General features: G+C 44.9%; 24 protein-coding genes. 17 read left to right on the top strand and 7 right to left on the bottom strand.

What is annotated here, in order from left to right; all coding sequences use genetic code 11:
* Positions 1-117 precede the first annotated feature (117 nt).
* The 11 genes from wtpA (at position 118) to U5O15_09200 (ending at position 7470) form a co-directional block, all read left to right on the top strand.
* Entirely contained in the window at positions 118-1104 is a 987-nt protein-coding gene (wtpA, locus tag U5O15_09150) for a tungstate ABC transporter substrate-binding protein WtpA (protein ID MDZ7860807.1), read from the top strand.
* Positions 1104-1892, top strand: coding sequence for an ABC transporter permease (locus U5O15_09155; protein ID MDZ7860808.1), 789 nt, complete (start codon positions 1104-1106; stop codon positions 1890-1892). Before wtpA ends, U5O15_09155 begins: the two co-directional genes overlap by 1 nt.
* The gene (locus U5O15_09160) at positions 1879-2940 is read left to right on the top strand and encodes an ABC transporter ATP-binding protein (GenBank protein MDZ7860809.1); all 1062 of its coding nucleotides are present in this window, start codon (positions 1879-1881) and stop codon (positions 2938-2940) included. Before U5O15_09155 ends, U5O15_09160 begins: the two co-directional genes overlap by 14 nt.
* Before the next feature lie 22 nt (positions 2941-2962).
* Positions 2963-3343 (top strand): LysR family transcriptional regulator, encoded by a 381-nt coding sequence (locus tag U5O15_09165; protein ID MDZ7860810.1) that lies wholly within the window; start codon positions 2963-2965, stop codon positions 3341-3343.
* Positions 3333-3521: a hypothetical protein gene (locus tag U5O15_09170; GenBank protein ID MDZ7860811.1), complete on the top strand. Its 189-nt coding sequence runs from the start codon at positions 3333-3335 to the stop codon at positions 3519-3521. Before U5O15_09165 ends, U5O15_09170 begins: the two co-directional genes overlap by 11 nt.
* A gap of 67 nt (positions 3522-3588) precedes the next feature.
* Positions 3589-4026: a hypothetical protein gene (locus U5O15_09175; protein MDZ7860812.1), complete on the top strand. Its 438-nt coding sequence runs from the start codon at positions 3589-3591 to the stop codon at positions 4024-4026.
* Positions 4026-5222: a gephyrin-like molybdotransferase Glp gene (gene glp / locus U5O15_09180; protein ID MDZ7860813.1), complete on the top strand. Its 1197-nt coding sequence runs from the start codon at positions 4026-4028 to the stop codon at positions 5220-5222. The genes U5O15_09175 and glp overlap by 1 nt, the downstream gene beginning before the upstream one ends.
* A 12-nt stretch (positions 5223-5234) precedes the next feature.
* On the top strand, positions 5235-6050 hold the full coding sequence (locus U5O15_09185; GenBank protein ID MDZ7860814.1) for a radical SAM protein: 816 nt from the start codon (positions 5235-5237) through the stop codon (positions 6048-6050).
* Between the two features lie 92 nt (positions 6051-6142).
* Positions 6143-6598, top strand: coding sequence for a cyclic pyranopterin monophosphate synthase MoaC (gene moaC, locus U5O15_09190; protein MDZ7860815.1), 456 nt, complete (start codon positions 6143-6145; stop codon positions 6596-6598).
* On the top strand, positions 6591-7031 hold the full coding sequence (locus tag U5O15_09195; GenBank protein MDZ7860816.1) for an MOSC domain-containing protein: 441 nt from the start codon (positions 6591-6593) through the stop codon (positions 7029-7031). The genes moaC and U5O15_09195 overlap by 8 nt, the downstream gene beginning before the upstream one ends.
* Positions 7003-7470, top strand: a complete 468-nt coding sequence (locus U5O15_09200) for a MogA/MoaB family molybdenum cofactor biosynthesis protein (GenBank protein MDZ7860817.1) — start codon at positions 7003-7005, stop codon at positions 7468-7470. The genes U5O15_09195 and U5O15_09200 overlap by 29 nt, the downstream gene beginning before the upstream one ends.
* An 18-nt stretch (positions 7471-7488) precedes the next feature.
* Here the strand turns inward: U5O15_09200 and U5O15_09205 are convergent, their stop codons facing one another.
* Positions 7489-7953 (bottom strand): arsenate reductase ArsC, encoded by a 465-nt coding sequence (locus U5O15_09205; GenBank protein ID MDZ7860818.1) that lies wholly within the window; start codon positions 7951-7953, stop codon positions 7489-7491.
* 575 nt (positions 7954-8528) lie between these two features.
* Between U5O15_09205 and U5O15_09210 the strand changes: the two genes are divergently transcribed.
* Positions 8529-10754 carry an AsmA-like C-terminal region-containing protein gene (locus U5O15_09210; protein MDZ7860819.1) on the top strand — a complete coding sequence of 742 codons (2226 nt, stop codon included), beginning with the start codon at positions 8529-8531 and terminating at the stop codon, positions 10752-10754.
* 79 nt (positions 10755-10833) lie between these two features.
* Here U5O15_09210 and U5O15_09215 read toward each other — a convergent pair whose 3' ends face one another.
* Both U5O15_09215 and U5O15_09220 read right to left on the bottom strand, forming a co-directional pair.
* Entirely contained in the window at positions 10834-11670 is an 837-nt protein-coding gene (locus U5O15_09215) for a putative Ig domain-containing protein (protein ID MDZ7860820.1), read from the bottom strand.
* A 527-nt stretch (positions 11671-12197) separates the two neighbouring features.
* On the bottom strand, positions 12198-13163 hold the full coding sequence (locus U5O15_09220) for an aminopeptidase (protein MDZ7860821.1): 966 nt from the start codon (positions 13161-13163) through the stop codon (positions 12198-12200).
* A 422-nt stretch (positions 13164-13585) separates the two neighbouring features.
* Between U5O15_09220 and U5O15_09225 the strand changes: the two genes are divergently transcribed.
* Positions 13586-14977, top strand: a complete 1392-nt coding sequence (locus tag U5O15_09225) for an amidophosphoribosyltransferase (protein MDZ7860822.1) — start codon at positions 13586-13588, stop codon at positions 14975-14977.
* 428 nt (positions 14978-15405) lie between these two features.
* On the opposite strand, the gene U5O15_09230 is transcribed toward U5O15_09225, so the two are convergent.
* Both U5O15_09230 and U5O15_09235 read right to left on the bottom strand, forming a co-directional pair.
* Complete coding sequence (locus U5O15_09230) at positions 15406-16149, bottom strand: phosphatase PAP2 family protein (GenBank protein MDZ7860823.1); 744 nt, start codon at positions 16147-16149, stop codon at positions 15406-15408.
* A gap of 173 nt (positions 16150-16322) precedes the next feature.
* On the bottom strand, positions 16323-16901 hold the full coding sequence (locus U5O15_09235; protein MDZ7860824.1) for a hypothetical protein: 579 nt from the start codon (positions 16899-16901) through the stop codon (positions 16323-16325).
* 394 nt (positions 16902-17295) lie between these two features.
* On the opposite strand from U5O15_09235, the gene U5O15_09240 reads away from it, so the two are divergent.
* The 3 genes from U5O15_09240 to U5O15_09250 all read left to right on the top strand — a co-directional run bounded on the left by U5O15_09240 (position 17296) and on the right by U5O15_09250 (position 20685).
* On the top strand, positions 17296-18990 hold the full coding sequence (locus tag U5O15_09240) for an aspartate 1-decarboxylase (protein ID MDZ7860825.1): 1695 nt from the start codon (positions 17296-17298) through the stop codon (positions 18988-18990).
* A gap of 167 nt (positions 18991-19157) precedes the next feature.
* Positions 19158-19517 carry an aspartate 1-decarboxylase gene (gene panD, locus U5O15_09245; protein MDZ7860826.1) on the top strand — a complete coding sequence of 120 codons (360 nt, stop codon included), beginning with the start codon at positions 19158-19160 and terminating at the stop codon, positions 19515-19517.
* A 31-nt stretch (positions 19518-19548) separates the two neighbouring features.
* A complete protein-coding gene (locus tag U5O15_09250; GenBank protein ID MDZ7860827.1) occupies positions 19549-20685 on the top strand; it encodes a site-2 protease family protein in 1137 nt (378 codons plus the stop codon).
* A gap of 123 nt (positions 20686-20808) precedes the next feature.
* Here the strand turns inward: U5O15_09250 and U5O15_09255 are convergent, their stop codons facing one another.
* Entirely contained in the window at positions 20809-21444 is a 636-nt protein-coding gene (locus U5O15_09255; GenBank protein MDZ7860828.1) for a class II aldolase/adducin family protein, read from the bottom strand.
* A gap of 127 nt (positions 21445-21571) precedes the next feature.
* Between U5O15_09255 and amrB the strand changes: the two genes are divergently transcribed.
* A complete protein-coding gene (amrB, locus tag U5O15_09260; GenBank protein MDZ7860829.1) occupies positions 21572-22717 on the top strand; it encodes an AmmeMemoRadiSam system protein B in 1146 nt (381 codons plus the stop codon).
* Positions 22718-22723: 6 nt separating this feature from the next.
* On the opposite strand, the gene U5O15_09265 is transcribed toward amrB, so the two are convergent.
* Positions 22724-23071, bottom strand: a complete 348-nt coding sequence (locus U5O15_09265) for a DUF192 domain-containing protein (GenBank protein ID MDZ7860830.1) — start codon at positions 23069-23071, stop codon at positions 22724-22726.
* Positions 23072-23080 lie beyond the last annotated feature (9 nt).

The following is a 23080-nucleotide window of genomic DNA, read 5'->3' on the forward strand; positions in this document are numbered from 1 at the left end:
TTTTACGCTCGATATGCACATAAAAACATAACGGTTGCATTCGGTTTTTCCTGATGCTATTTTAAAAAAACTGTCAACGGGTTTTCGTTACCAAATTATGAAAGGGGTTTGAAGAGGATGAGGAAAATAGGGTTAACTGTCATTTCGTTAATTATGGCTGTTCAATTCGTTTCCTGCTCCTGCGGCGATGAAGGATCCGCCCGGAAGAGGCTTATTATATTTCACGCGGGCAGTCTGTCTGTTCCTTTCGCGGAGATTGCCGAGAGGTTTGAAGAAGAAAATCCTCAGGTAGAAGTAAATATGGAGGCGGCCGGAAGCAGAACCTGCGCGCGCAAGATTTCAGAACTCGGCAGAAGATGCGATGTTATAGCGTCGGCGGATTACGCGGTTATCGACGCTCTTCTTATACCCGATTTCGCGAGCTGGAACATTAAATTCGCGTCTAATGAAATGGCAGTAGCTTTCAGGGATGATTCAAGAGAGGCGGATACTATAAATCGGAGTAACTGGTATGACATACTGCTAAAGGATGATGTTACTTTCGGGCGATCAGATCCTAATGCTGATCCGTGCGGTTACAGAACAGTCCTCACTCTGAAACTGGCCGAGAAGTTCTACGGCGAAAAAGGACTCAGCGAGAAACTTCTGGAAAAAGATACTGAGTTTATGAGACCTAAAGAGACTGATCTTCTGGGACTTCTAGAATCGGGTACTATTGATTACATGTTCATATACCGGTCGGTAGCCAGACAGCACGATTTGCGGTTTATCACCCTGCCTGATGAGATAAATTTAAAGGAATCTGAACTTAAAGATTATTACGCGTCCTCTTCCGTTAAGATTTCCGGGAAAAAGCCTGGAGAATTTATAGAACGAAGGGGCGCTCCCATGGTTTACGGTGTGACTATACCGGATAATGCTCCGTCACCCGGTCTCGCCCTCGAGTTTGTAGAGTATCTGCTCGAAGATTCAAAGGGACAGAAGATTATGAGCCGAAACGGCCAGCCGTCCGTAGTTCCGTCGCCGGCTGAGAATTACGAAAATATCCCGGACGAACTTAAGGCATTCGTTCTCCCCGCGGAAAAGATTGTGGGAGAAGAATGATGAGTAAGATCGAACCCGTCCATCTGCTTTTTTCGATTCTAGGCGGCGTTGTTCTGCTGTTTATAATAGCTCCACTCGCGGGTATTTTTGTAAATACTTCCACCGAGGAATTCATCAGTGCCGCCCGTGACGGTGAAGTGACCGGGAGCATCTGGCTTACCCTGTCAGCTTCGATGGGCGCCACACTTATATTTGCCGCGGGTTCGGTTCCTCTGGCCTATATTCTAGCCCGCAAGGATTTTCCGCTTAAAGGACTTGTCAACTCGATTGTAGATCTGCCTATAGTTATTCCTCACTCGGCGGCGGGTATCGCTCTGCTCGGTGTTCTTTCAGGCGGCAGTCTCTTCGGCGGAGCCGCCGAGAGAATCGGGATAAAATTCATCGGTACTCCGGCCGGCATTATGGCCGGAATGGCTTTTGTGAGCGTACCTTTCCTTATTAATTCCGCGAGGGACGGGTTCGCTGCGGTACCCGAGGTCTATGAAAAGGCGGCTATGAATCTTGGCGCTGGCCCCTTTAGAGTTTTTCTGACGATCTCTCTGCCTATAGCGTGGCGTTCTGTTGTATCGGGACTGGTATTAATGTGGGCGAGGGGGATGAGTGAATTCGGCGCTGTTATAATTATAGCTTATCATCCTATGATCACCCCTGTTCTTATATATGAGAGATTCGGGGCCTTCGGCCTGAAATACGCACGTCCTGTATCTGCCGTATTTCTGATAGTCTGTTTTATTTCCTTCATTCTGCTTAGGAGTATTGGCGGCGGGAAGAATTATGTTAAGAGTTAGTGATCTGTCGAAAAGTATCGGTGAATTTAATTTAAGAGATGTTTCTTTTGAAGCGGCTCCGGGCGAATATTTTGTTCTTCTCGGCGCCAGCGGTGTGGGAAAGTCGGTACTTCTTGAGATAATCGCGGGGATATACCTCCCTGACACCGGAAGGATTAAACTCGAAGGATTGGATATAACATCTCTGAAGATACAGAAAAGAGATGTCGGAATAGTTTTTCAGGATGGCGCGCTGTTTCCTAATCTTACCGTGGAGGAGAATGTGTCATACGGATTGAAATGCCTGGGGAAAAACAGCAGAGAGATAAAAAGTACGGTAAATGATCTGGCTGAGGAGTTGGGGTTTTCATCATTGATGCCGAGGAATCCGGCGACACTCTCAGGCGGAGAGACGCAGAGAGTCGCGCTTGCAAGAGCTCTCGCCAGAACCCCCCGTTGTCTTCTTCTCGATGAACCCCTTTCATCTCTGGACAGAGGGGCCAGGTCCGAAATAAGATCTCTTCTCAGGAACCTCAAGAGGAGGGGGATGACGGTAGTTCACGTAACTCACGATTATGAAGAAGCGTTATCGCTGGCTGACACGGTGGGTATTATGGAAGAAGGTACCATTGTTCAGACCGGCAGTCCGGATAATGTCTTTACAAATCCCGCTTCAGGCTTTGTCGCTGATTTTGTGGGTATCAGAAATTTTTTCCGCGGAAGACTTACCGGAGCAACTTCGAAGGATGAGCAAGTCTCGGAATTTATATCTGACGGAATAACTTTCAATGTTCTGACAGATAGGGAGCCCGGAAAAGGGAATATTGTAATCAGAAGCGAGGATTTAACACTCTCTTCGAGACCGGGTTCAACAAGCGCCATGAACACTTTTCGAGGCAGGGTAGTTGATCTTTTTCCCGTCAGGCTGGGGATTGAAGTGATAATTGATGTGGGAGTCGAACTGGCGGCCCTCGTAACCAGAGGGTCGGCGGAAAGAATGCGAGTCGAGAGGGGAAGAGAGCTTTTTGTCAGCGTCAAAGCGAGCGCGGTGAAGTTTATCAGGATTTGACTTGCGGGTTGAGAGTGTGAGTATGAATGAATTGAATGTGAAACCCGGAATGAGGCTTTTTCTTCAGAGTAAGGATGGAAAAGGACTGATTGGCGACGGGAGGTTCAAGCTCCTGAAAGAAGTCAGAGACACTGGATCAATTATGAAGGCCGCGGAATCACTGGGCAGGGGTTACAGAAAAGCATGGGAGGATATAAGGAAAGTAGAGGAAGGGTTCGGCCGCGAAGTAGTGGTCAAGAACAGGGGGGGCAGTGAAGGCGGTTCAACTCATCTTACGGAATTTGGATTAAGATTGATTGAAGCCTGGGAAGAATACAGAAAGGATATTTCATTATATCTCGAGGATTCATTCAGGCGTAATATAAAAGGGCTTATCAGAAAAGGAGGAAAAAATGGGCAGTGAAGAGATAGACAGAGCTGTTATTGAAGCTTCTTTTGATATTGAAGGAAAGAAGAAGATAAAATGCGCAGCGGCGCTTGATCTGGCTGAAAAACACAAGGTCAGCCCCCGCGAAATAGGAAAGAGCTGTAATAGAACGGGGGTTAAGATTACAGAGTGTCAGCTGGGACTTTTTAAATGATAAGAAATAAGAAGAGGGGAAAACCAAGGTTTCTCGGCTTGGGAAAAGAGTATGGAGAAATAACACGATGAGGACTGTAGTAATTTCAGGAGCCAGTTCCAATGTGGGCAAAACAACCCTCGCGCGCAAGATCGCGTCCATTCTGCCCGGAGCTGTGTTTATAAAAATAGGTCACGGAACGGAAAAGAATGGCGTTGATAATGTCTATTATCACATTGGAATTTCCTTTGAGAGAATAAGGCGGGAAAACAGAAACGCCTCATTTCTTGTAATTGAGAGCAATACTATTCTTAAAGAAATGACTCCCGATTGTGTTATCTATCTTCCCGGAGAAAATCCCAAACCCTCCGCCGCCGCCGCTCGGGAAAGCGCGGATATTATAAGAGGTGAAAAAGTTGATTTTGAAACCGCGAGACGCCTAAAGAAAGATCTTGCTGTTTCCGAAACTGTCTTGATTGATATTATAAAAGCTTCCGAAGCCTTGTTCTGTGAACGGGATGATTAATGAAAGGAAATAATATGGAAATGATATCCTTTGAAAAGGCTTTTCAGTTAATGATGAATAGCGCGAAACTTCTTGGAAAAGAAACTGTTTCGCTGAATGAAGCTTCGGGCAGGGTTCTATTCGAGGATATCAGATCGGATGTTGATATGCCACCGTTTAACAAATCCGCTATGGACGGGTACGCGTGCAGGTCCGCGGATATTTACAGCCCCCTTGAGGTTATTGAAACGATTCCCGCGGGGAAAGCTCCGGAGAAGGATATCGGAGAGGGGGAGTGTTCAGAAATAATGACTGGAGCGGTTGTGCCTGAAGGCGCCGACCGGGTTGTTATGGTTGAGCATACAGAGGTTGCCGGAGGAAGAGTTGTAGTAAAGATCAAAGGTGGAGGGAAGAATATCTGCTACAGGGCGGAAGATGTCGCGAAAGGTGATATTGTGCTCAAAAAGGGGACTGTGATTGGAGCTTCCGAGATTGCGGTTCTTGCGGCGGTGGGCTGCGTTGAGGTTCCTGTTTCGAAAACCCCGGTTTTAGGGATTATAGCGACAGGAAGTGAACTCGTCGAACCGTCCAGTGAACCGGGACGGGCGAAGATTAGAAACAGCAACAGTTATCAACTTGCCGCTCAGTCGAGAAACGCCGGATTTGAACCGCGCTATTTTGGTATCACAGAGGACACACCGGAAGCTATCGGCGATACTATAGACCGTTATCGAGGCAGCGTTGATCTCTTTCTGCTTTCAGGGGGTGTGTCGATGGGCGAATTCGATTTTGTCCCGGGTGTTCTAAAAGACAGGGGTTTTAAACTGCTCTTTGAAAAGGTGGCGGTCAAGCCAGGCAAACCGACTGTTTTTGGAAAAAGCAAGGATGATTTCGTTTTCGGTCTTCCCGGGAACCCGGTTTCGACATTTGTTATATTTGAATTGTTCGTTAAACCTTTCTGTTTTGCTCTAGAGGGGGCTAAGTGGGAACCTCGGCGCGTGAGCGCCCGGTTAAAAGATAAGATTGAGCGCCGGAAAACAGGCCGTATTTCACATATTCCCGTAAAGCTGACTGGAAGTGGTAAGGTTGAAATTGTTGAATATCACGGATCAGCTCATATTCACGCCTATACGGCGGCTGATGGTTTTATAGCCGTTCCCGCGGGTACCGGGAAAATAGAGGCCGGCGAAACAATAGAGGTTACATTGATAAATTAATGGAGATTCAGAATGCTCAGGGACAATTTCGGAAGAAAGATCGACTACCTTAGGATCTCAGTGACGGATAAATGCAATTACAGGTGTGTGTACTGTATGCCCGAGGAAGGTGTTAAGCTGAAGAGGCACGAGGAGATACTGTCTTTTGAGAAGATAACAAGGATTGCCGGGTGCGCGGCCCGTCTAGGTATAGTGAAAATAAGACTCACGGGCGGAGAACCGCTTGTACGAAAAGATGTTGAAAAGCTTGTAGCCATGCTTGCTCATTGTGAAGGGATCGATGAACTCGTAATGACAAGCAATGGTTCTCTGCTTTCAGAGGAAAAGGCTTTGGATTTAAAAAGAGCTGGATTGTCCAGAATTAATATATCCTTAGACACTCTCGACGGCGATGAATTCAAGAAAATAACAAGAAGAGGCAATATAGAAGACGTTCTTTCCGGAATAGAAGCCGCGAGAAGCGCCGGGCTGGATCCTGTTAAGATAAATATGGTGATATTCGAGGATACTTCGCACGATGATATTAAGGCAATGCGTTCTTTCTGCCAGAGAAAGGGATTAAAGCTTCAGACGATAAAACAATTTTCACTTTATAACAGAGAGGGAAAAATCAGCTTTCCCTTTGTCTTTGACAGGCCGCAGCCCTGCAGTTTATGCAATAAAATAAGACTTACAGCGGACGGGTTATTAAAACCCTGTCTTTTGTCAAATTCTGAAATCAGAGTTGATTGGAACGATATAGAGAAAAGCCTGAAAAGGGCTGTAAGAGAAAAACCTCAGAGAGGCACCGTATGTGATAACAGAATGATGTCGCAGATAGGAGGATGATATTTGCCGGCTTTGAAAAGTTTCTGAATTTGTCTTCCTTCTGTAAACGGCGGTTTTTTCAGGGCACCAAGTTATTAAGAGAGGAAACGAGAATGGATTTTACTCACATTGATTCAGAGGGGAAAGCGAGAATGGTTGATATCTCCGGCAAACCGGTCCAGAAGAGAACCGCTGCTGCTTCAGGAGTTATAGTTGCCGGCAGTAAGGTTCTGGACTTATTAAAGGCGGGGTCTTTGAAGAAGGGGGATCCTCTCTCAGCCGCGCGAATCGCGGGAATTACGGCCGCCAAGAAAACCGGCGATCTTATCCCGCTTTGTCATCCTCTGCCTCTTGAAAATGTGGATGTTGATTTTGAGGTCGGAAATGACAGGGTCGTAATCAAAGCTACCGCGGTAACAACCGCGAAAACGGGGGTGGAGATGGAGGCGCTTACGGCTGTCACTGCCGCCGCGCTGACGATTTATGATATGTGTAAGGCTGTAAGTAAGGATATGGTTATCGGCGAAATTAAACTCATAAGTAAAAGGAAGGAAGAGCCGGATGAGTGAAGGAAGATTCAAGGTTGTGTCCGTTAATATTTCCCCCGGCAGGGGAACGGGGAAAAGGCCGGTTGGAAGAATCGTTCTTAAAAGTGAATATGGTATTGTCGGTGATGCTCACGCGGGGAGTTCGCGAAAACAGGTGTCATTTTTAGCTATGGAGGACATTGACAGAAAGAAAGAGGAATTTTCAGGATTGAACCCCGGTGATTTTGCCGAGAATATTACTACTGAGGGGATTGACCTTCTATCCTTTCCCGTTGGAGCGAGATTTAATATTGACGAAGTAGAATTTGAGGTCACACAGATAGGAAAACCCGGGAAAGGGCACACCATTAAGGGATTAAGAACTGAGCCTCTTCTTGTAAAGAGAGGATTATTCGCCAGGGTGATCAAGGGGGGTGTTATTACGGATGAAAGTATTGGTTCTTACGATATCTGACAGGGCTTCAGAGGGTATCTACAGTGACAGATCCGGCCCAGCCGTAGAAAGCGTCCTTGTGAATAGTATATCAGGGGCTGAAGTAGACAGACAAATAGTACCGGATGAAAAAGTAGAGATCAGAAAAGCCTTGAGTGCTAATCTTGACAAAGATGTAATTATAACTACAGGCGGGACAGGTATCGGCCCGCGTGATGTTACGCCCGATGTTACGAGCGCCTTCTGTGACAGACTAATCCCCGGCATAGCGGAATATTTAAGAATAAAATCCCTTGAAGAAACCTTAAATGCCGTTCTTTCAAGAGGGGTTGCCGGGATCAAAGATAACACGATTATTATTAATCTTCCGGGATCTGTAAAAGGAGCGAGTTTCTGCGCTGAACTGATCCCGGACATTTTAAAGCATTCGTTAGCTATGCTGCGGGGCGGTGGGCATTAAACGAAGAGGAACTCTGCGTTAATTTTTTTCCGGCTTCTCTCCTAAATCCCGGCTGGATATCAGAACTTCGGGCATACTTTCAACAAAAGCTCTGATTTCATCACGGGCCCTTCTAAACTCCGACATTACATATTCTCTGTCGCCGGAGAGCCCGTAGGGGTCGTCGAAAGGCCTGTGGATCTTTACGGCGTTACACATGCCGGCAGGGCAGTTTCTTTCGGCATTGGCGCAAAGTGTTATAACGTAGTCAAAATCCGCGCCTATAAATTCATCCATCGACTTGGACCTGTGCCCTGATATATCAACGCCTTCTTCGGCCATTACTTCGATCGCCCTTCTGCTCACTCCAATAGGTGTAACCCCCGCGGAGCCAGCTTCTATTATATCCCCTTTGAGGTGATTAGTCCATCCTTCCGCCATCTGACTTCTGCAGGCGTTACCCGTACATAGATAAAGAATTCTAATTTTTTTATCCTTTTTCAATACTACCCCCCGTCTTTAATCTTGTAATAATCATTACTTCCTTGCCTGTTATTAAATTGTAACAAATTGAGCTGATTAAATCATCTTTAAAAGAATCAAGGTCACCGGGCAGATTTGGAGTTCCCTCTGAAAATTCGGCAAGTATTGTAATAACATTGCGAGATACAATTAGTTATCAGGATTGGTAAGTGGAATAGGGCTTTCATTGCTGATGAGTGCGGCTGATTGATATTTTCAAAACCCTCGCCGAGTGGCGAGCGGGCAAGGATTTCTGGCCCGAAGGGGCAGAAAGAGCGAGCCCGAGGTGGGAGTTGCGATTACCTCGCCGGGGAAATCGACAACGATTTTGAAAATATCATTCAGCCGCATACTATTATAAATCATCGACTACCTTATAGGTTATAAAAATTGGGGAAACTCCAGCCGGGCAGATTAATTGACGGTAAGTTCATAATCGGTTATTCTCTCGATAGTGTTGGGGAGTTATCAGGCGGTGAGATAAAGCGAAAGTCGAAGCAGACCTGTTAATTCGTCTTATTATGCGAATATCTTCAATGTCTTTTTGGGGGGTAGAGATGAAAAGAATAAACCGCAAATTACTTGTAACCTTAGTAGTTATCGCGATAGTTGTAATAGCGGCAAGCGTTGCTCTCAGGGTCGTTTTTACTGATGATAAACTGATTTCTATGATTGTGCCCAGGATCGAGAAGAATCTGGGCGCCGGGGTTGAAGTCGGGGATGTGAAAATTGAATTTCCATTCGGGTTTGGTGTTGAGGTAGAGCGGCTGAGAGTTTCAAAGGAACTTGAAAGTGGTGAAGAAATAGGCTTCTACTCTGAAAGCGCGGAAGTAAAGGCTTCTCTTATGTCATTAATCAGAAGAAAACCGAAGCTTACCAAGGTCCGGATTAACAGAGGGGATATAACGATCAGTAAGGATCGGGTCAAGATGCTTACTGTAAAGGGGATCTCTTCTGTGATGTCTCTTGTTCCGGAAGATAAATTGTACAAAATCGGCATCGCTCTCGGCATTGATTCAATTCTGTTAAGATCGGATGAGACTTCAGAGATAAGCTCAGCGGCCGGCCTGAATTATAAAGGTGTGATAGAGACAGATTTTCCCATTAGAAAAACTGATGAAGAACTTTTCCCCCGTGCGACCATAAACGGCGTATTTAAAACCGGGAAGCTGATGTTTTCCGGGCAAAAGGTACCCGCTGAATTTGAAGGGGAGGGTTCTATAAACCTGTCTGGTAACGTTGTTGCAACGGATGATCTGGTGATTAAATCAGGAAAATCTTCATCTGATGTCAGATTCGAGATCACTTTTGATAAAGACAGAAAACCTGAGGACCTGAATTTTACGCAGAGTATCAGGATAGATTTGTCTGATCTAAAACCCTTTTTAAGGGAATCATCTATAGCTCCGGAAGGTACAGTCGCATTGGATTTAAACGGAGATGGTAAGCTAAAGCCTTTAATAAGGGGGTTGAAGGATATTTCCAAAACATCCGGTGAAGGTAAAAAAGATCAGATATTCAAAGATTTCAAGCTGGAGGGGAAACTGGATATCAATGCCGCATCGATTGGCCCTGCCGTTCTTCCCGCCGATATTTCAGATATAAATATAGACGCCGGTATTAACAGAGGAAGCGTAAGGGAACTTAAATGCAATTTCAAACTGAACGGGAGACCTTTTTCTCTTGAGGGTTCATTTATAAATATTATTCCCGCCGCGCTTGAAGTTGTTTCTATATTCAGCGGTGAAAGCGCTCCGGATCTTTCCCCTGCCGGGGTTAACTCAATATTCAGCGGGATGCGTTCAGATTCTGAAAATTCAATAGAAATCACAGGTTCATATATTGACTTGGAGGAATTCTTGGGCGATGATTCAGGGCCGGATTCTCAAGGAATGGAAGGATCAGATAGTGAGAATATGCCTCGAGCCATGATTATCAGGAATCCTGTAACATTAGTTTTTCTGAAAAGTTTAGATTTTTCAGCTCGCGTTGACTCGGTAGTTTCATCACGCGCCGTTATAACTTCATTGGATATGGCCTGTAAAATCAGAAATGGCAATATAAGTCTCGAGCCGCTTAAGGGAAGGGTCGCGGGCGGCAGCTTTGAATCGTCGGGAATGATAACCTTAAGGAATCCTGATCAGATAAGAACCGCCATGAATCTAAAAGCCGATGGTATTGAAATAGGACGGATTCTTTCCCGGTTTTCAAGCTCGAGCAGCCTGGTAAGAGGAAAATTTGATATAAATAGTACGGGAAGGATGAATTATTCACGCCATGCCGATCCGTTAGAATCTCTCCACGCCCGCTGTTCAATTTATTCAAGTGACGGGTATGTGGATTTCTCAGGTTTTTTTTCTCCGGTAACCGCCGCGGTGCCTTTGGATTTCTCAAAATATGAGAAATACCACTATGAAACCTGGAAGGGGGATCTGCTTATTACGGGCGGAAGGGTGATTATAAAGGACTGGAAACTCAGATCGGGAGACGGCGATATTCTGGCCGGGGGTTCGATAGGCCTGGACGGCACTCTAAGCTGTACAGCCAAGCTGGTTATTCCGCCCGGCGCGCAGAAGAGAATGAAAGATTTGAGCAAATACGGCGATCTTGTGGATCTTTTCAAAGATGACAAGGGGAATCTTATATTTGTTTTTGATATCGGCGGCACTGTTAAATCACCGATAGTTAAGCTGGATCAGACAAAAGTCAGAGATAAAGCGAAGAAGAAAGTCGTCGATGATTTAAAGAAAAAAGCTGTTGAGAAACTTAAAGGCCTCTTCTAGAAAAACCCCGGGAAAGTGAAGTCTCTTCACATTTCCCGGGGGTAGTTTGCTTAACCGTTTATTTGAAATCCTCTATCGTCTACTGATAATTAATAGCGGCTTTACGTCCTGTTGCCTGGATTTCATTCATATCCTTATCGAGTATAATTGGATTAGCAGCATCACCCGGTTCATTAGGGTTGGGAGCGATTTCAAAAGCAAGTTCGTTAAGGTCTTCAAGAAGCATTAGACCGAAAGAACAAACCAATGTTTCGCCGTCGGAATACACATCTCTAGTAAATGTGAGCGCGATTCCGCTTGAGATGCTTCCTAAGGGAAGCACATAATCCGGGAAGTTCGTATATGTGTATACAAAATCTGTAGATTCATCAACTGGTGAACCTTCGGAATCCACGAAATTGATCTTGAATGAGGCGCCATTTGTCCTGTTGTACTCGGTTCCATCCAGCATAACATACGCGTAACAGTCAAGTACGGATGGATATGTAACGTCGCCGCTGCATACAGAAGTTTCTTCATCAAAGAAGATAGCTATTGAAGGGTTATCAGGTACGTCAACCTCAAGTGAGAAATCAACTTGATCTGTAGCCCCTTCATCGTCTGTACAAACTACGTCGAAATTATAGCTTCCCGCCGATTCCATCACACCAGTAATAGTACCGTCTGAAGAAAGTTCCATTCCGCTGGGCAGGTTTGAAGCGGCATCAAGCGACCAGGTATACGGTGCCGTTCCACCCTCGGCTTCCATCTGCACGTTATACGGGGAACAGGTGTATCCTGTTTCAAGTGTGGCATCAGTTGTGATTGCCAATTCTTCCGGCTCCGGTGTCGGAGCGACGGTGTCCTCATCCTCTGAGCACGAAATAAACATGCCGCTCAAAGAGAGAACTAAAAGAACTAAAAAAACCTTTCTCATTTTGAGACCTCCTTTTGTCTCTTAAAGTCCGGTTGTACCCTTTGGCCTTGTCCATTGCAATCCGCGTGCCACATATGTTATGTATGAAGTTAGATTCTGTAACTCCTTGTCACGCATATATATAAATTCTATCGCCCGGAGGTTTTGCCTGTATTTTGAAGTAATATCAGACTCTCATTATGCCAAATTATGTTTTACAGTGGTTATTAGTTCTTCAGTGTTTACAATAGTTACCTTCGGCGGCGGCTGCTTTCCGATACATCTGAAAGGGTCTTTGGAAAGCGCCTTGCGTACAGTAAGAAATCTTTTTAAGGGGAAGTATCAGAGTGTCTGTAAATTATCTACAGAGATAATTTGTTCTTCAGAGTGCAACACACTTTATACTTTTACGTTTATATTCCCAATACCGTAATTGAAGTTCTGAGATAGAGTAATTCCTGAAACAGGCAGTAATTCAGTCTGGATTATACGGCAGACTATGACGCCAGTATTAATCTGTATTGAGTCAGCGCGGGTATGTTGTATTTTCAGTCTATAAGCAGTTTTCCCGTTTCCATTATCATTTTGCCGTCCAACTCTACGGTGGGATTCATTACAATTCCGTCGAGGTGGATCGGAACATCCACAGTTCCTCCCATAGACATATTATTTCCGAGAGCAATGTGTATTGTTCCCATGACTTTTTCGTCCTCGAGTATCTTGCCCGTTATTTTCGCGGCATCGTTGGTTCCAATACCCAGTTCGGCTGTGTTGAATGCCATTGGCCCGACAGCTTCCAGTTTTTCTTTGAGAAGATCCGCCTCCGGTCCGCCTGTAATTTCCACGGCAAAGCCGTCTTTTACAGTAATTGTTATAGGAGTCTTCCCTGTAAGATCGCCGATTCCGGCCATAGATCCGTCGACTATAAATACTCCGTTGGAACTGTTTTCAACCGGCATGAGATAGGCTTCGCCCGAGGGAAGATTTCCGAATCCGCCCTTTTCATGTATGAGCCCGGTCGAGGCTATACCCTCTATCCCATCGATAGGTATTATTATATCTGTACCCGACTCTGTTGTTACACGCGCGGATTTTGCATCTGTCAGCATCTTAGTTATTTTTTTTGTTCTGTCAGCTATAGCGTAGTAATCGGCTTTAAGGCAGCGAACCATTGTATCCTTGGTAATTCCGGGCATTGTAGCTACTCTGGCTCCGGCCGAGCAAGCCTCTCTTCTTGCCGCCGTGTGAGTAAGTGATTTTGATGTCGGGATTATAACAGCTTCACTGGCGGCCATCGCGCGCGAGACTGCTTCAGGAGGTTCCTCGCCGTTTCTACTCAAAGGCATTATCTCCATTAAGACAGATTCCGCTCCGAGTGAGCGTCCAGCTTCAAATAGAGCTTGGCCTATTGTTTTAAGTTCAGAGTCTGTTACCACAAGGAATGATTCATCTTTTTTTACTTTCAGGCAATCTTTTACGGCTATTACCGCTGATTCATAAAGTTCTTTATCCATCAGATTCCTCCTTTTTGCCTCAACTGTGATTGGCTTAATCAGTAATTCACTCCGTCTATTCTGCTTTATTCGATAATAAAGGGTATAGAGGGTTATCTTCCAGCTGGTAGGATATTAACATGAACCGGGCGGGGTATTTCAATTCATTTTATAAAAAAGTGAAATATATATTCAGTAACATGAATTTTTTATAGAGTCTTCGCCGATGCCCGATATCGTTCGACCTGATAATGGGGCTGAGGAAGGCGTAAAAGGCTATAAAACTGATTCTTCAAAAGCCGCCTGAAGCCCGGATTTACTTTCAGGAAATAGGTTTGCCGACCGGAAATCCTAAAAATTCTTGCGGAATTAACACTGAGAGGCTACAATGCTTTTTTTCGCAGTGGTGATATATAATTTGATTCGCCTCGGAGGTAAAAAAAATGAGTGGGCTTTTCGGTGTAGTTTCCAGAGATCGTTGTTCTGAGCATTTGCTTTATGGAACGGATTATCACTCTCATCTCGGTAATGAATTCGGAGGAGCGGCGGTTTTAGGGGAAACTTTTCACCGGCAAATACACGATATAAGCGCCAGCCAGTTCAAATCGAAATTCGATAAGGATATTATGGAAATGCGGGGAAATATGGGAATAGGGGTCGTGAGCGCTGTTGATGAGCAACCTGTATATATTAATTCCAGGTTTGGTCCTTTCTGCCTCATCATGGATGGAATTATCAATAATTCTCAAGAGCTTGCCTCGGCGCTTCTGGACCGTGGAATCAGTTTCAGTGAAGTAGGGAAGGGTTATGTGAATCTCGCTGAGCTTACCGCTAAATTGATAACGCAGGGTGACAGCATCGTAAGCGGTATCGAAAAGATGTTCGATCAAATAAGCGGGTCCTGTTCACTTCTCCTGCTGCATAGAGACGGAATCTATGCCGCCAGAGACAGGCACGGGCATTCCTCTCTGGCCGTTGGGAGAAACGGCGATTCATGGGCGGTGGCTTCTGAAACATCGTCCTTTCCCAACCTTAATTTTGAAGGTGAAAAGTTCTTAAGACCCGGTGAAATCGTTTTGATAAATGAAAAAGGGCTTACGCAGAAAAAGAAGGGTTCCGACAAAAACCAGATTTGCGCCTTCTTGTGGGTATATACCGGGTTTCCGACTAGTAGATATGAAGGTATTAATGTCGAGACAGTCAGAGAAAAATGCGGCAGATTTTTGGCAAAGAGGGATAGTGATATCGAGGTGGATGTCGTCGCGGGTGTTCCTGATTCGGGGACTGGCCACGCGGTCGGATACGCTATTGAATCGAATAAGCCCTACAGAAGGCCTCTGGTAAAATATACTCCCGGATACGGGCGGAGTTATATTCCCAGTTCACAGGATATGCGGGATCATATCGCCAGAATGAAATTGATTCCTAATGAGTCTATAATTAGAGGAAACAGAATTATTATTTGTGAAGATTCGATCGTGAGAGGAACTCAGCTGAAAAATTATACTATCAGGAAGCTGTGGTCCGCTGGCGCCGAGGAGATTCACGTCAGAGTTGCCTGTCCTCCTCTGATGTTTCCATGTAAATTCAATTTTTCAACTCGGAGTATCGGCGAGCTCGCGGCCCGCAGGGCTATAAGAGCTATTGAAGGAACTGATATCGGGGATGTCTCAGAATACGTAGATCACACAACAGATAAGTACGCTGGAATGATAGAATGGATACGAAAGGATCTGAAAGTGACGACTCTGAGATATCAGACGACCGATGATATGGTAGAATCGACAGGTATGCCGAGGGAAAAATTGTGTCTGAACTGCTGGAACGGTGAATAATCGGGCCGCGGCGGGTAACATGGCTTTTGGAGTTTCCCCAATTTTTATAACCTATAAGGTAGTCGATGATTTGTAACAGTATGCGGCTGATTGATATTTTCAAAATCGTGGTCGATTTCCCCGGCGAGGTAATCGCACGCTCTGCGCCTCGGGCTCGCTCTTTCTGCCCCTTCGGGCCAGAAATCCTTGCCCGCTCGCCACTCGGCGAGGGTTTTGAAAATATCAATCAGCCGCACTCATCAGCAATGAAAGCCCTATTCCACTTACCAATCCTGATAACTGATTGTATCTCGCAATGTTATTACAATACTTGCCGAATTTTCAGAGGGAACTCCAAATAACGCAGAAGCCGGTTTTTTCCAGCAGAAAACAGCTGGAAATTATATATATTTTAAATTCTGCCTTTGATAACAGGGTCTTCGCGGATTTTATTGCCCGGGATTCACCTCTCTGGAGTCTTCTTTCTTTTTCGTAAGTCTGCTGAAAATAATGTACGAAGGCACTGAAAGAATAATCCCCAGAGTAATTCCAGCCGCTACGTCAAGAGGCCAGTGTACTCCAACATAAATTCTCGAGAAGGAAACTGTTGCCGCGATCAGAAGGAGAGGGGCGAGAAGTTTTCTGTAGACGAGACCGAGAAACAGCATGGAAGTTGTTATATTAGCCGCGTGTCCGGACGGAAAGGAGAAGGATGATTTATATCCTCTGACTGCTTCAAAAGATGTGGTAATCCATCCTGAGTTCCCGCTCCAGAAACGCGCGCCGCCCAGCACTTCGCAGGGACGCGATCTTTGAAAGAGGGGTTTCATAATTCCGCTGGATATTTGATCAGAAGCTACCAGAAGGGGTATGAGCGCGAGAGCGGCCCATTTCCCTTTCGCCCCTCCGAATATTACAAGAGCTGACCATGAAAGTAGAATAATAATCTTAGATCTGTCAAAATCTGTAATAATCGGCATGACAGTATCAAATGCCCTGTTGGCGAGCCCCGTATTAATAAACCGGAAGATCTTCACGTCGTAGGATGATTCGTTCTGGAATTTACGCCAGGCGGACCCCGAAAGAGAATCTGTGTCTGTCGCGCGGGGAGTCGGCGCGCTGGCGGAAGCTGCAGGCAGCATAATTAGAACTATGAATATCAGGAATGTCTGCCGGATTCTTTCTTTTGCCATAGCTGCAGAGTTTTTTCTAAGACAATAATTCAAAAGGAAGTGTTCTGATCCTGCCGCCCGAAAAGTGCAATAGACAGAATCAGAACTCCTCTGAAATTACTTTACAATTCCTATCAGCAGGTGGTTTCGTCTGTGCTTCTATACCGCTGACACTTTTTAGCTGAAGCTTATTACTAAAATGAGAAACCGCCGGAAATAGTGAAATATTTACTTGTGCCATCATTAAATATTATATTAAGGGCGGGTTTGATCTCCCATCTTCTTGATTCAGACTGATGGATTATTATTCCGCCGCCTAAGCTCATCCCAAGATTTATTTCCGAATCATCATAGTTATCATTTCCAACATCTACATCAAAAGCACTGCGGTAAAAGCCGATCCCCGCCTGTCCGAAATATTTATTTGTGCTGCCTGTCGAATCACTTTGTGAAAAGAGATATTTCACCTGGGGAATAAATTCCATTATCGAAGCTGAACCGTCAATATCAGTTCCCGTCCATCCGCCTTCATCGACTCCCCACCTGTTGTAGGCGATCCTTCCTCCCAGGAGTATATTGTCTGTATGTGGGATAAAACCGTCCAGGCCGAAGCATATTCCCGTATTGTAAGAATCGCCCGTATCGCCGATAGGCATTGATAGTCCGGCATTGGCGTTGAATTCGATTTGTTCCATAATGCTGTCCGCGGCCAAAGCTGATGCAGGCAGAATAATAATAATGGCGATCATCAGCAACGCACTTTTATGAATCATCTTTTTCCCTCCCTTTTGCTCGCACTCTTGCATGGATAAGAACTTTTTACTGTCCTTCTCAAAGTAAGTTGTTGTACAGGGTGCCACAGATTCAAGGAAAAGACAAGTATTGTTTTTTATTTTCAACCTTACACCGGGTAGGACCTCACGCGGTGAAAAGTTTACCCGCCCTTAAAACTTCTGTTTAGCTTCTTTGATGAGAGGAAATCAAATTCAAGCTTCCGGCACCGGCATAAAAAGTGAGAATTTACAGACTAAGTTCCAATAAATGTGAAAAATCCGGTTGGAGAAAGGTGTAATATTAATTAGAATATATCCTGTAGGTTCTTTCGAACGTTATTAAACAGCCGGGCAGGGAAGTTAAAATATGTTACCTCCTCTTTTACCTTCGTTAGTGAGACATTTTGTTTACCCTTTCTATAGAGGGTATAGAAAAGACAGGGTCCTTTCAATTCTCAGCGATCTGGAGGATAATCAATGGCTCTCGAAAGACCAGATAGAAGAGATACAATGGAGGAAGCTGAAGAAGCTGTTGAGTTACGCTTCTATCCATGTTCCCTATTACAGGGATCTCTTCAGCAACAGGGGAATAGAGCCCGATGAGATAGAAAGCCCCGCTGATTTTACGAATATACCGTATCTGACAAGAAATGTTATCACAAAGAGCAGCCGTAATCTTATTACGGGAGATCCGCTGATGAAGGGGTATGCTTCGAGTACCGGCGGGTCTAACGGTGACCCTCTGTATTTCTACTGTGATCTTGCGGCCGGCCCCGTACGTCGTGCCAACACAATCAGGCAGTTCCGCTATGCCGGTATTGATATTGGCGACAGACAGCTGCGGCTTATGGGAGATCAGCTGGATAGAACATGGAAGGAAAGCGCCGCGGCGAAGGTAAAAGATTACTTCAATAATATTAAATTCTTGTCATCGTTTGATATGTCAGACGAAGCGATGAAAGAATATATACGTGTTGAACGCTTTTTTAAACCCTCTGTTATTGTAGCCTACCCTTCAGCTCTCGCCCTTCTGGCTGATTTCTGCAAGCGGAGAACTTTGAAGCTTTTTAAACCGAAAGCCGTTGTTACAAGCGGAGAAATGCTGTACCCGGAGCAGAGGGAGATAATCGAAGAGGTTTTTTCCGCCCCTGTTTTCAACAGATACGGAACCAGTCAGTTTTCCAATGTTGCCAGCGAATGTAAACAGCATAAGGGGCTGCATGTCGCGAGTGATCTCTTCTTCGTCGAAGTAATTAACAATAGCGGAAAACCGGCTGAAGCGGGAGAAAAGGGGGAGCTGGTCATTACCGACCTGTCTAACTTTTACATGCCCTTTATAAGATATAGAACCGGAGATTACGCGGTGCCGGCAGGAAGAATTTGTGACTGCGGAATAGGTCTGCCTCTCCTTGAAAGGATTGAAGGACGCAACTTAAATACTATCAGAACTGCTGAAGGCAAATCTGTCGGGGGTGCTTTCTGGACGAGACTTTCGAGAACAGTGCCGGGGATAAAGAGATTTCAAATTGAGCAGAAAGGTCTAAACAGCATTAATTACAGAGTTGTTCCGGGTCCCGGATGGAAAGTTGAATTTAAAGAGATGCTTGAAAGAAAAATCAAGTCATACTGCGGAGATAATTTAAACATTACCTTTCTTGAAGTTGATGACATTCCTCTTACACCCTCGGGGAAATCCAGGTTTATTATTCCTGATACCGAAGAAAAACTTGTCATTAAATCCAAGATACACAAGGCAAATATCACCTCGGCGGAACCTGATATGAATGACTGTCTGTGTATAGACGAAAAACTCATGGAGCTAGCCGATATTTCCGAATATGAAAAAATCCTCATCGTTGACGCCACAAATGGAGTTCGTCTCGAAACGTTCGCCGTGAATGCTCCCAAAGATAAAGGTGATATTAAAGCCTGCGGAGCGGTCGCGGAAAAACTTAACCCGGGGGATGAAATAGGCGTAATGGCGTTTACATGGTCGAAGGAAAACGAGATTGATTTCAGTAATATTCTCGTTGATAAGAAGAACAGGTTCTTACGTTATCTTACAGAATTTCCAGGGCAGAAAATATGATAGATCTATCCGGCGCTTTTAAAGATGCCGGAGATAAACTTTCTCATTTGGCTTAATAATCAATTGTCTGTCGGGCATTATTAATCCTTACTTTCCCTTTGATTTTATAGATAATTTGATATATTTATATCTGTACGCGATCGAAACTGTGGAGATGTGAGTATGTCATGAAACGTATGTTTTTAAAATCTATGATTCTGAAAGCGAAGGTCACTCAAGCCGATCTTCGTTATGTGGGAAGCATTACGATCGACGAAGATCTTGTTGATAAAGCCAATCTGAGCGAAAACGAGAATGTATTGATCGTTGACAAAACCAACGGCAACAGACTCCAGACTTATATAATAATCGGGGAAAGGGGTTCCGGAGAAATTTGCATCAACGGTGCCGCGGCTCACCTTGTAGATGAAGGTGACATTGTTGATATCATGGCATTTTCCTGGACCACGGGTGAAGCTCAATCACTCTTTATAAAATTGGATGAGAATAATCATTTTTCCAGGTATGTCACAGCGGGTGAGCGCTGACCCTTCCTACGGTTTCTCAGAAAGGGAGTGAATGTTCAAAAGAAGCCTACGCATCTTTGAGCTATGGGGCATTCCGGTGGAAATTCATATAAGCTGGCTTCTTGTCTTCATACTTGTAACATGGAGCTTTGCCACCGGTGTTTATCCCGAGTCTTATGGTGGCACTTTCTCCTCCACTCAGTTATGGATCATGTCTTTTCTGACGGCTGTTCTTTTATTCCTGTCGATACTTCTTCATGAGTTCAGTCATTCTGTTGTTGCTGTCCGAAATGGTCTTCCTATCGGAAAAATCACATTATTTATGTTCGGAGGAGTAGCTCAGATGCGCCGTGAGGTTGAAAGTCCTTCCGTGGAACTTAAGATGGCCTCAGCGGGACCCGCGATGACCCTTGTGCTGATAGGTGTTTATTACTTGCTGGGCGTAATTTTCAGATCTTTCGACACCCTTTTTGTGTTGTTCAGTTCTCTCGCGTTTATAAACGGAGCGATTCTTGTTTTCAATATGATTCCGGGATTTCCACTTGACGGCGGAAGAATACTGAGGGCGGTTATCTGGCGTAAGACTGGCAATCTCCTCAGAGCAACAAAAACAGCCAGCCGGATTGGAAAGGGTTTCGCCTTTTTCCTGATCGGCATGGGCATTATCAGTTTTCTGGTTAAGGGTAATCTTATAGACGGTATCTGGCTGATGATAATCGGCGCTTTTCTAAGACAAGCCGCCGAAAGAAGCTACAAAGCCGTTATTTACCGGGAGGTCATGAATAGGTTTCAGGTTTCAGATATAGTAAGAAATGATGTTGTGACCGTTGGATTGTCAGTTGATCTGAAGACGCTTGTCGAGGATTATTTCAAGAAGTACCCCTTTCTCTCTTTTCCCGTCGTGGAAGATGGAGTTCTAGAGGGAATAATAAGACTCGATGATGTTAAGAAGGTTGACAGCGGCAGGTGGCCTGAAATGAAGACGGCGGATTTAGTAAACAGGAATATTTCAGATTACGCGATCCGGGCTTTTGATAACGCCGGGAAACTTCTCCGTTTTATACAAGAGGGAAAGTACGATTCTTTTCCGGTAATCGATGATTACGGAAGATTTACCGGCATTGTAACGAGGAGTGATTTCGAAGAAGCGGTGAGAGTTATGACTTCTCTTAGAAATTTGCCGGGTTAGTATCAATAAAGCTATATCACCCCTGAATCGGCGTAGTTTTCTATTGAGCTTAGAACTTAGGGGGCGCAGCCGATTTGACAGCAGGGCGTCTCTTGGCTGTCAGGTAACTAAATTTACTGAAGGTTATGATCTTTTCTGTTCTCGAAGTCTGTCTATTTCGCTTATCTGTTCGCGGGTGAGTCTGCTGGCGCCTCCAAGCAGTTCCGTGAACAAGGTCGTTCGAGCCGCCGCTTCAAGCGCTTCGATTTTACTAAAGGCGTCTTGAAGGGTCTGCCCAAGACAGACAGGTCCGTGATTCTTTATCATTATTACATCCCTGTTTGCCGCGGCTTCGAAGACCTCCCCGGCTAATTTTTCGGACCCCATAAGAGCATAAGGCACATTGGCTATTTGTCCCAGTATAAATCGTGATTCACCTGTGAGATTGGTTTTTATCTCTATGTTGGATGCTGACAGGATGGTTGCCCAAGGGGGATGAGCGTGTATAACGGCTTTGATATCATCGCGTCGTTTATAGATTTTAAGATGAAGGGAGGTTTCCATACTGGGTGTAAGGTCACCGGAAAGATTTCTGCCGTCATTTGAAACTTCACAAATACTCGCGGCTGTGACCCTTCCCTTGTCGAGCCCCGATGGAGTAACAAGGATCGAGTTTGCGCCGTTTCTCAGACTGATATTTCCTCCTAGCGCCGTTGTAAGTCCGCGCGCGTAGAGGCGGTTCATAAAGTAGGCGATTTCTTCTTTTTTCCCTGATGACATGGTATTTGCCTGTTTAAAATTGTCGTTCTATCTGTTATTCTTCATTACTATCATATAAATTAACAGAATAAAAGGAAATATAAAACGGTTCCGAGTGATTGAATCTTACTTGGGGAGGGGTATTGATATGAAATATCTGGTGATTACAACATGTCTCTTAATGTTGATGATATCGACGTCTGTTTCTTCGTTTGGAAAAAATAAGTCTATAGAAGAGACGAGGTGTCCCATGGATACTGTCGGGTATGCTGTTACACCTTCACAGACCGTGGCTGTTATAAATTTATGTGATTCCCTTGAAAACGCTCGATGTTTGGAGAATGAACGTTTACATCCCGTAATGTCCAAAAGGGAGTTGATCGCCGCGGTCTGCCCGCATGACGATTATCTGTATGCCGCTCCCGTTTATTTTCACGTGATGAGAGAAATTACAGCCCCTGTGATTTTAATGATTGGCGTTTCTCACCGTGCCAGACATATGGGGATAGAGGGGAAATTGATTTTTGATGATTTTAAAACCTGGAAAGGTCCCTATGGAAAAGTAAAGGTTTCCAGTCTCAGGGATGATATTATTGAGGCTCTTCCGCCGGAAATTGTTATTGTTGACGGCGATATTCACGCGGAGGAACATTCTCTTGAGGCTTTTCTGCCCTTCCTGCAGTATCCGGGATTCCCTGACAGAAATAAAGCCCTGGAGAGGAGAAATTATTCTTTTCCGAGGATTATTCCCATTCTTGTTACCAGATTTAAGGGGGAATCGCAGGGGAAAGCAGCCGGCAGGCTCGCCTCAGTTCTGAAAAAAGAGATGGAAGAGAGGGGTTGGATTCTGGGAGAAGACCTGCAGATTCTTATTTCAGCCGATTGCGTGCACTATGGAGATAAAAAATGGGGCGGGCGCAATTTCGCGCCTTTCGGAACGGATGACCAAGGGTATGAGAAGGCCTTAAAACAGGAAATGAAGGTAATAGATTCATCTTTAACGGGTGTAATAGATGATAAAAGGATAAATCGATTCAGATCTCTGGTTGAGAGGGATGACCCTGAGTTCCCCTATAAAATCCCGTGGTGCGGGGTTTATTCGATTCCTTTCGGTTTGAGTACCGCCCGCAGGTTGTGTGAACTTGTAGGCCGTGAACCCCCGGAGGGGTTTTTGCTGAAATATCAGACCAGCCTGGAACCTGGAAGGATCAACCCTGAACCTGACGGACTTGGAGTAACAAACATTAATACACTTCATCATTGGGTTGGATACGCGGCTGTGGGTTACTGGTAAAGTATGTCAGCCGGGGAATAATTCTATTACATCACCCTGATTAGAATGGGTTTCGGACAGTGTGTTTGGAGGAAGCTCAATCGCGCCGATAGCACCGTCGGCTGATTCCGTGAAACAGCCCGGGGGGAAGTTTCTCAATATCCTTATTATTCTTCTGTTTTTATCGATAAAAATTATATCTACCGGTTTTTTCATTCCTACGGTATAGATTCCGCTGCATTGATGCAGCCACAACGCGCATCCCGTTGGTATTCCGTAATTATTTATCCGCGTGAGTGTTTTCTTGAAATTTGAAGCTAGAGTAAGGAGAGTGTCTCCAAGTATGGTGTTTTGTGTTAGATTCAGAACAGACATTTATTCTCC

The sequence above is a fragment of the Candidatus Krumholzibacteriota bacterium genome (genome assembly GCA_034520215.1).
In the GTDB taxonomy this organism is placed as follows: domain Bacteria; phylum Krumholzibacteriota; class Krumholzibacteriia; order Krumholzibacteriales; family WJIX01; genus JAGHBT01.

Coding starts and splice junctions, on each gene's coding strand:
- wtpA (MDZ7860807.1), top strand. CDS start 118: ATGAGGAAAATAGGGTTAACTGTCATTTCGTTAATTATGGCTGTTCAA.
- U5O15_09155 (MDZ7860808.1), top strand. CDS start 1,104: ATGAGTAAGATCGAACCCGTCCATCTGCTTTTTTCGATTCTAGGCGGC.
- U5O15_09160 (MDZ7860809.1), top strand. CDS start 1,879: ATGTTAAGAGTTAGTGATCTGTCGAAAAGTATCGGTGAATTTAATTTA.
- U5O15_09165 (MDZ7860810.1), top strand. CDS start 2,963: ATGAATGAATTGAATGTGAAACCCGGAATGAGGCTTTTTCTTCAGAGT.
- U5O15_09170 (MDZ7860811.1), top strand. CDS start 3,333: ATGGGCAGTGAAGAGATAGACAGAGCTGTTATTGAAGCTTCTTTTGAT.
- U5O15_09175 (MDZ7860812.1), top strand. CDS start 3,589: ATGAGGACTGTAGTAATTTCAGGAGCCAGTTCCAATGTGGGCAAAACA.
- glp (MDZ7860813.1), top strand. CDS start 4,026: ATGAAAGGAAATAATATGGAAATGATATCCTTTGAAAAGGCTTTTCAG.
- U5O15_09185 (MDZ7860814.1), top strand. CDS start 5,235: ATGCTCAGGGACAATTTCGGAAGAAAGATCGACTACCTTAGGATCTCA.
- moaC (MDZ7860815.1), top strand. CDS start 6,143: ATGGATTTTACTCACATTGATTCAGAGGGGAAAGCGAGAATGGTTGAT.
- U5O15_09195 (MDZ7860816.1), top strand. CDS start 6,591: ATGAGTGAAGGAAGATTCAAGGTTGTGTCCGTTAATATTTCCCCCGGC.
- U5O15_09200 (MDZ7860817.1), top strand. CDS start 7,003: ATGAAAGTATTGGTTCTTACGATATCTGACAGGGCTTCAGAGGGTATC.
- U5O15_09210 (MDZ7860819.1), top strand. CDS start 8,529: ATGAAAAGAATAAACCGCAAATTACTTGTAACCTTAGTAGTTATCGCG.
- U5O15_09215 (MDZ7860820.1), bottom strand. CDS start 11,670: ATGAGAAAGGTTTTTTTAGTTCTTTTAGTTCTCTCTTTGAGCGGCATG.
- U5O15_09220 (MDZ7860821.1), bottom strand. CDS start 13,163: ATGGATAAAGAACTTTATGAATCAGCGGTAATAGCCGTAAAAGATTGC.
- U5O15_09225 (MDZ7860822.1), top strand. CDS start 13,586: ATGAGTGGGCTTTTCGGTGTAGTTTCCAGAGATCGTTGTTCTGAGCAT.
- U5O15_09230 (MDZ7860823.1), bottom strand. CDS start 16,149: ATGGCAAAAGAAAGAATCCGGCAGACATTCCTGATATTCATAGTTCTA.
- U5O15_09235 (MDZ7860824.1), bottom strand. CDS start 16,901: ATGATTCATAAAAGTGCGTTGCTGATGATCGCCATTATTATTATTCTG.
- panD (MDZ7860826.1), top strand. CDS start 19,158: ATGAAACGTATGTTTTTAAAATCTATGATTCTGAAAGCGAAGGTCACT.
- U5O15_09250 (MDZ7860827.1), top strand. CDS start 19,549: ATGTTCAAAAGAAGCCTACGCATCTTTGAGCTATGGGGCATTCCGGTG.
- U5O15_09255 (MDZ7860828.1), bottom strand. CDS start 21,444: ATGTCATCAGGGAAAAAAGAAGAAATCGCCTACTTTATGAACCGCCTC.
- amrB (MDZ7860829.1), top strand. CDS start 21,572: ATGAAATATCTGGTGATTACAACATGTCTCTTAATGTTGATGATATCG.
- U5O15_09265 (MDZ7860830.1), bottom strand. CDS start 23,071: ATGTCTGTTCTGAATCTAACACAAAACACCATACTTGGAGACACTCTC.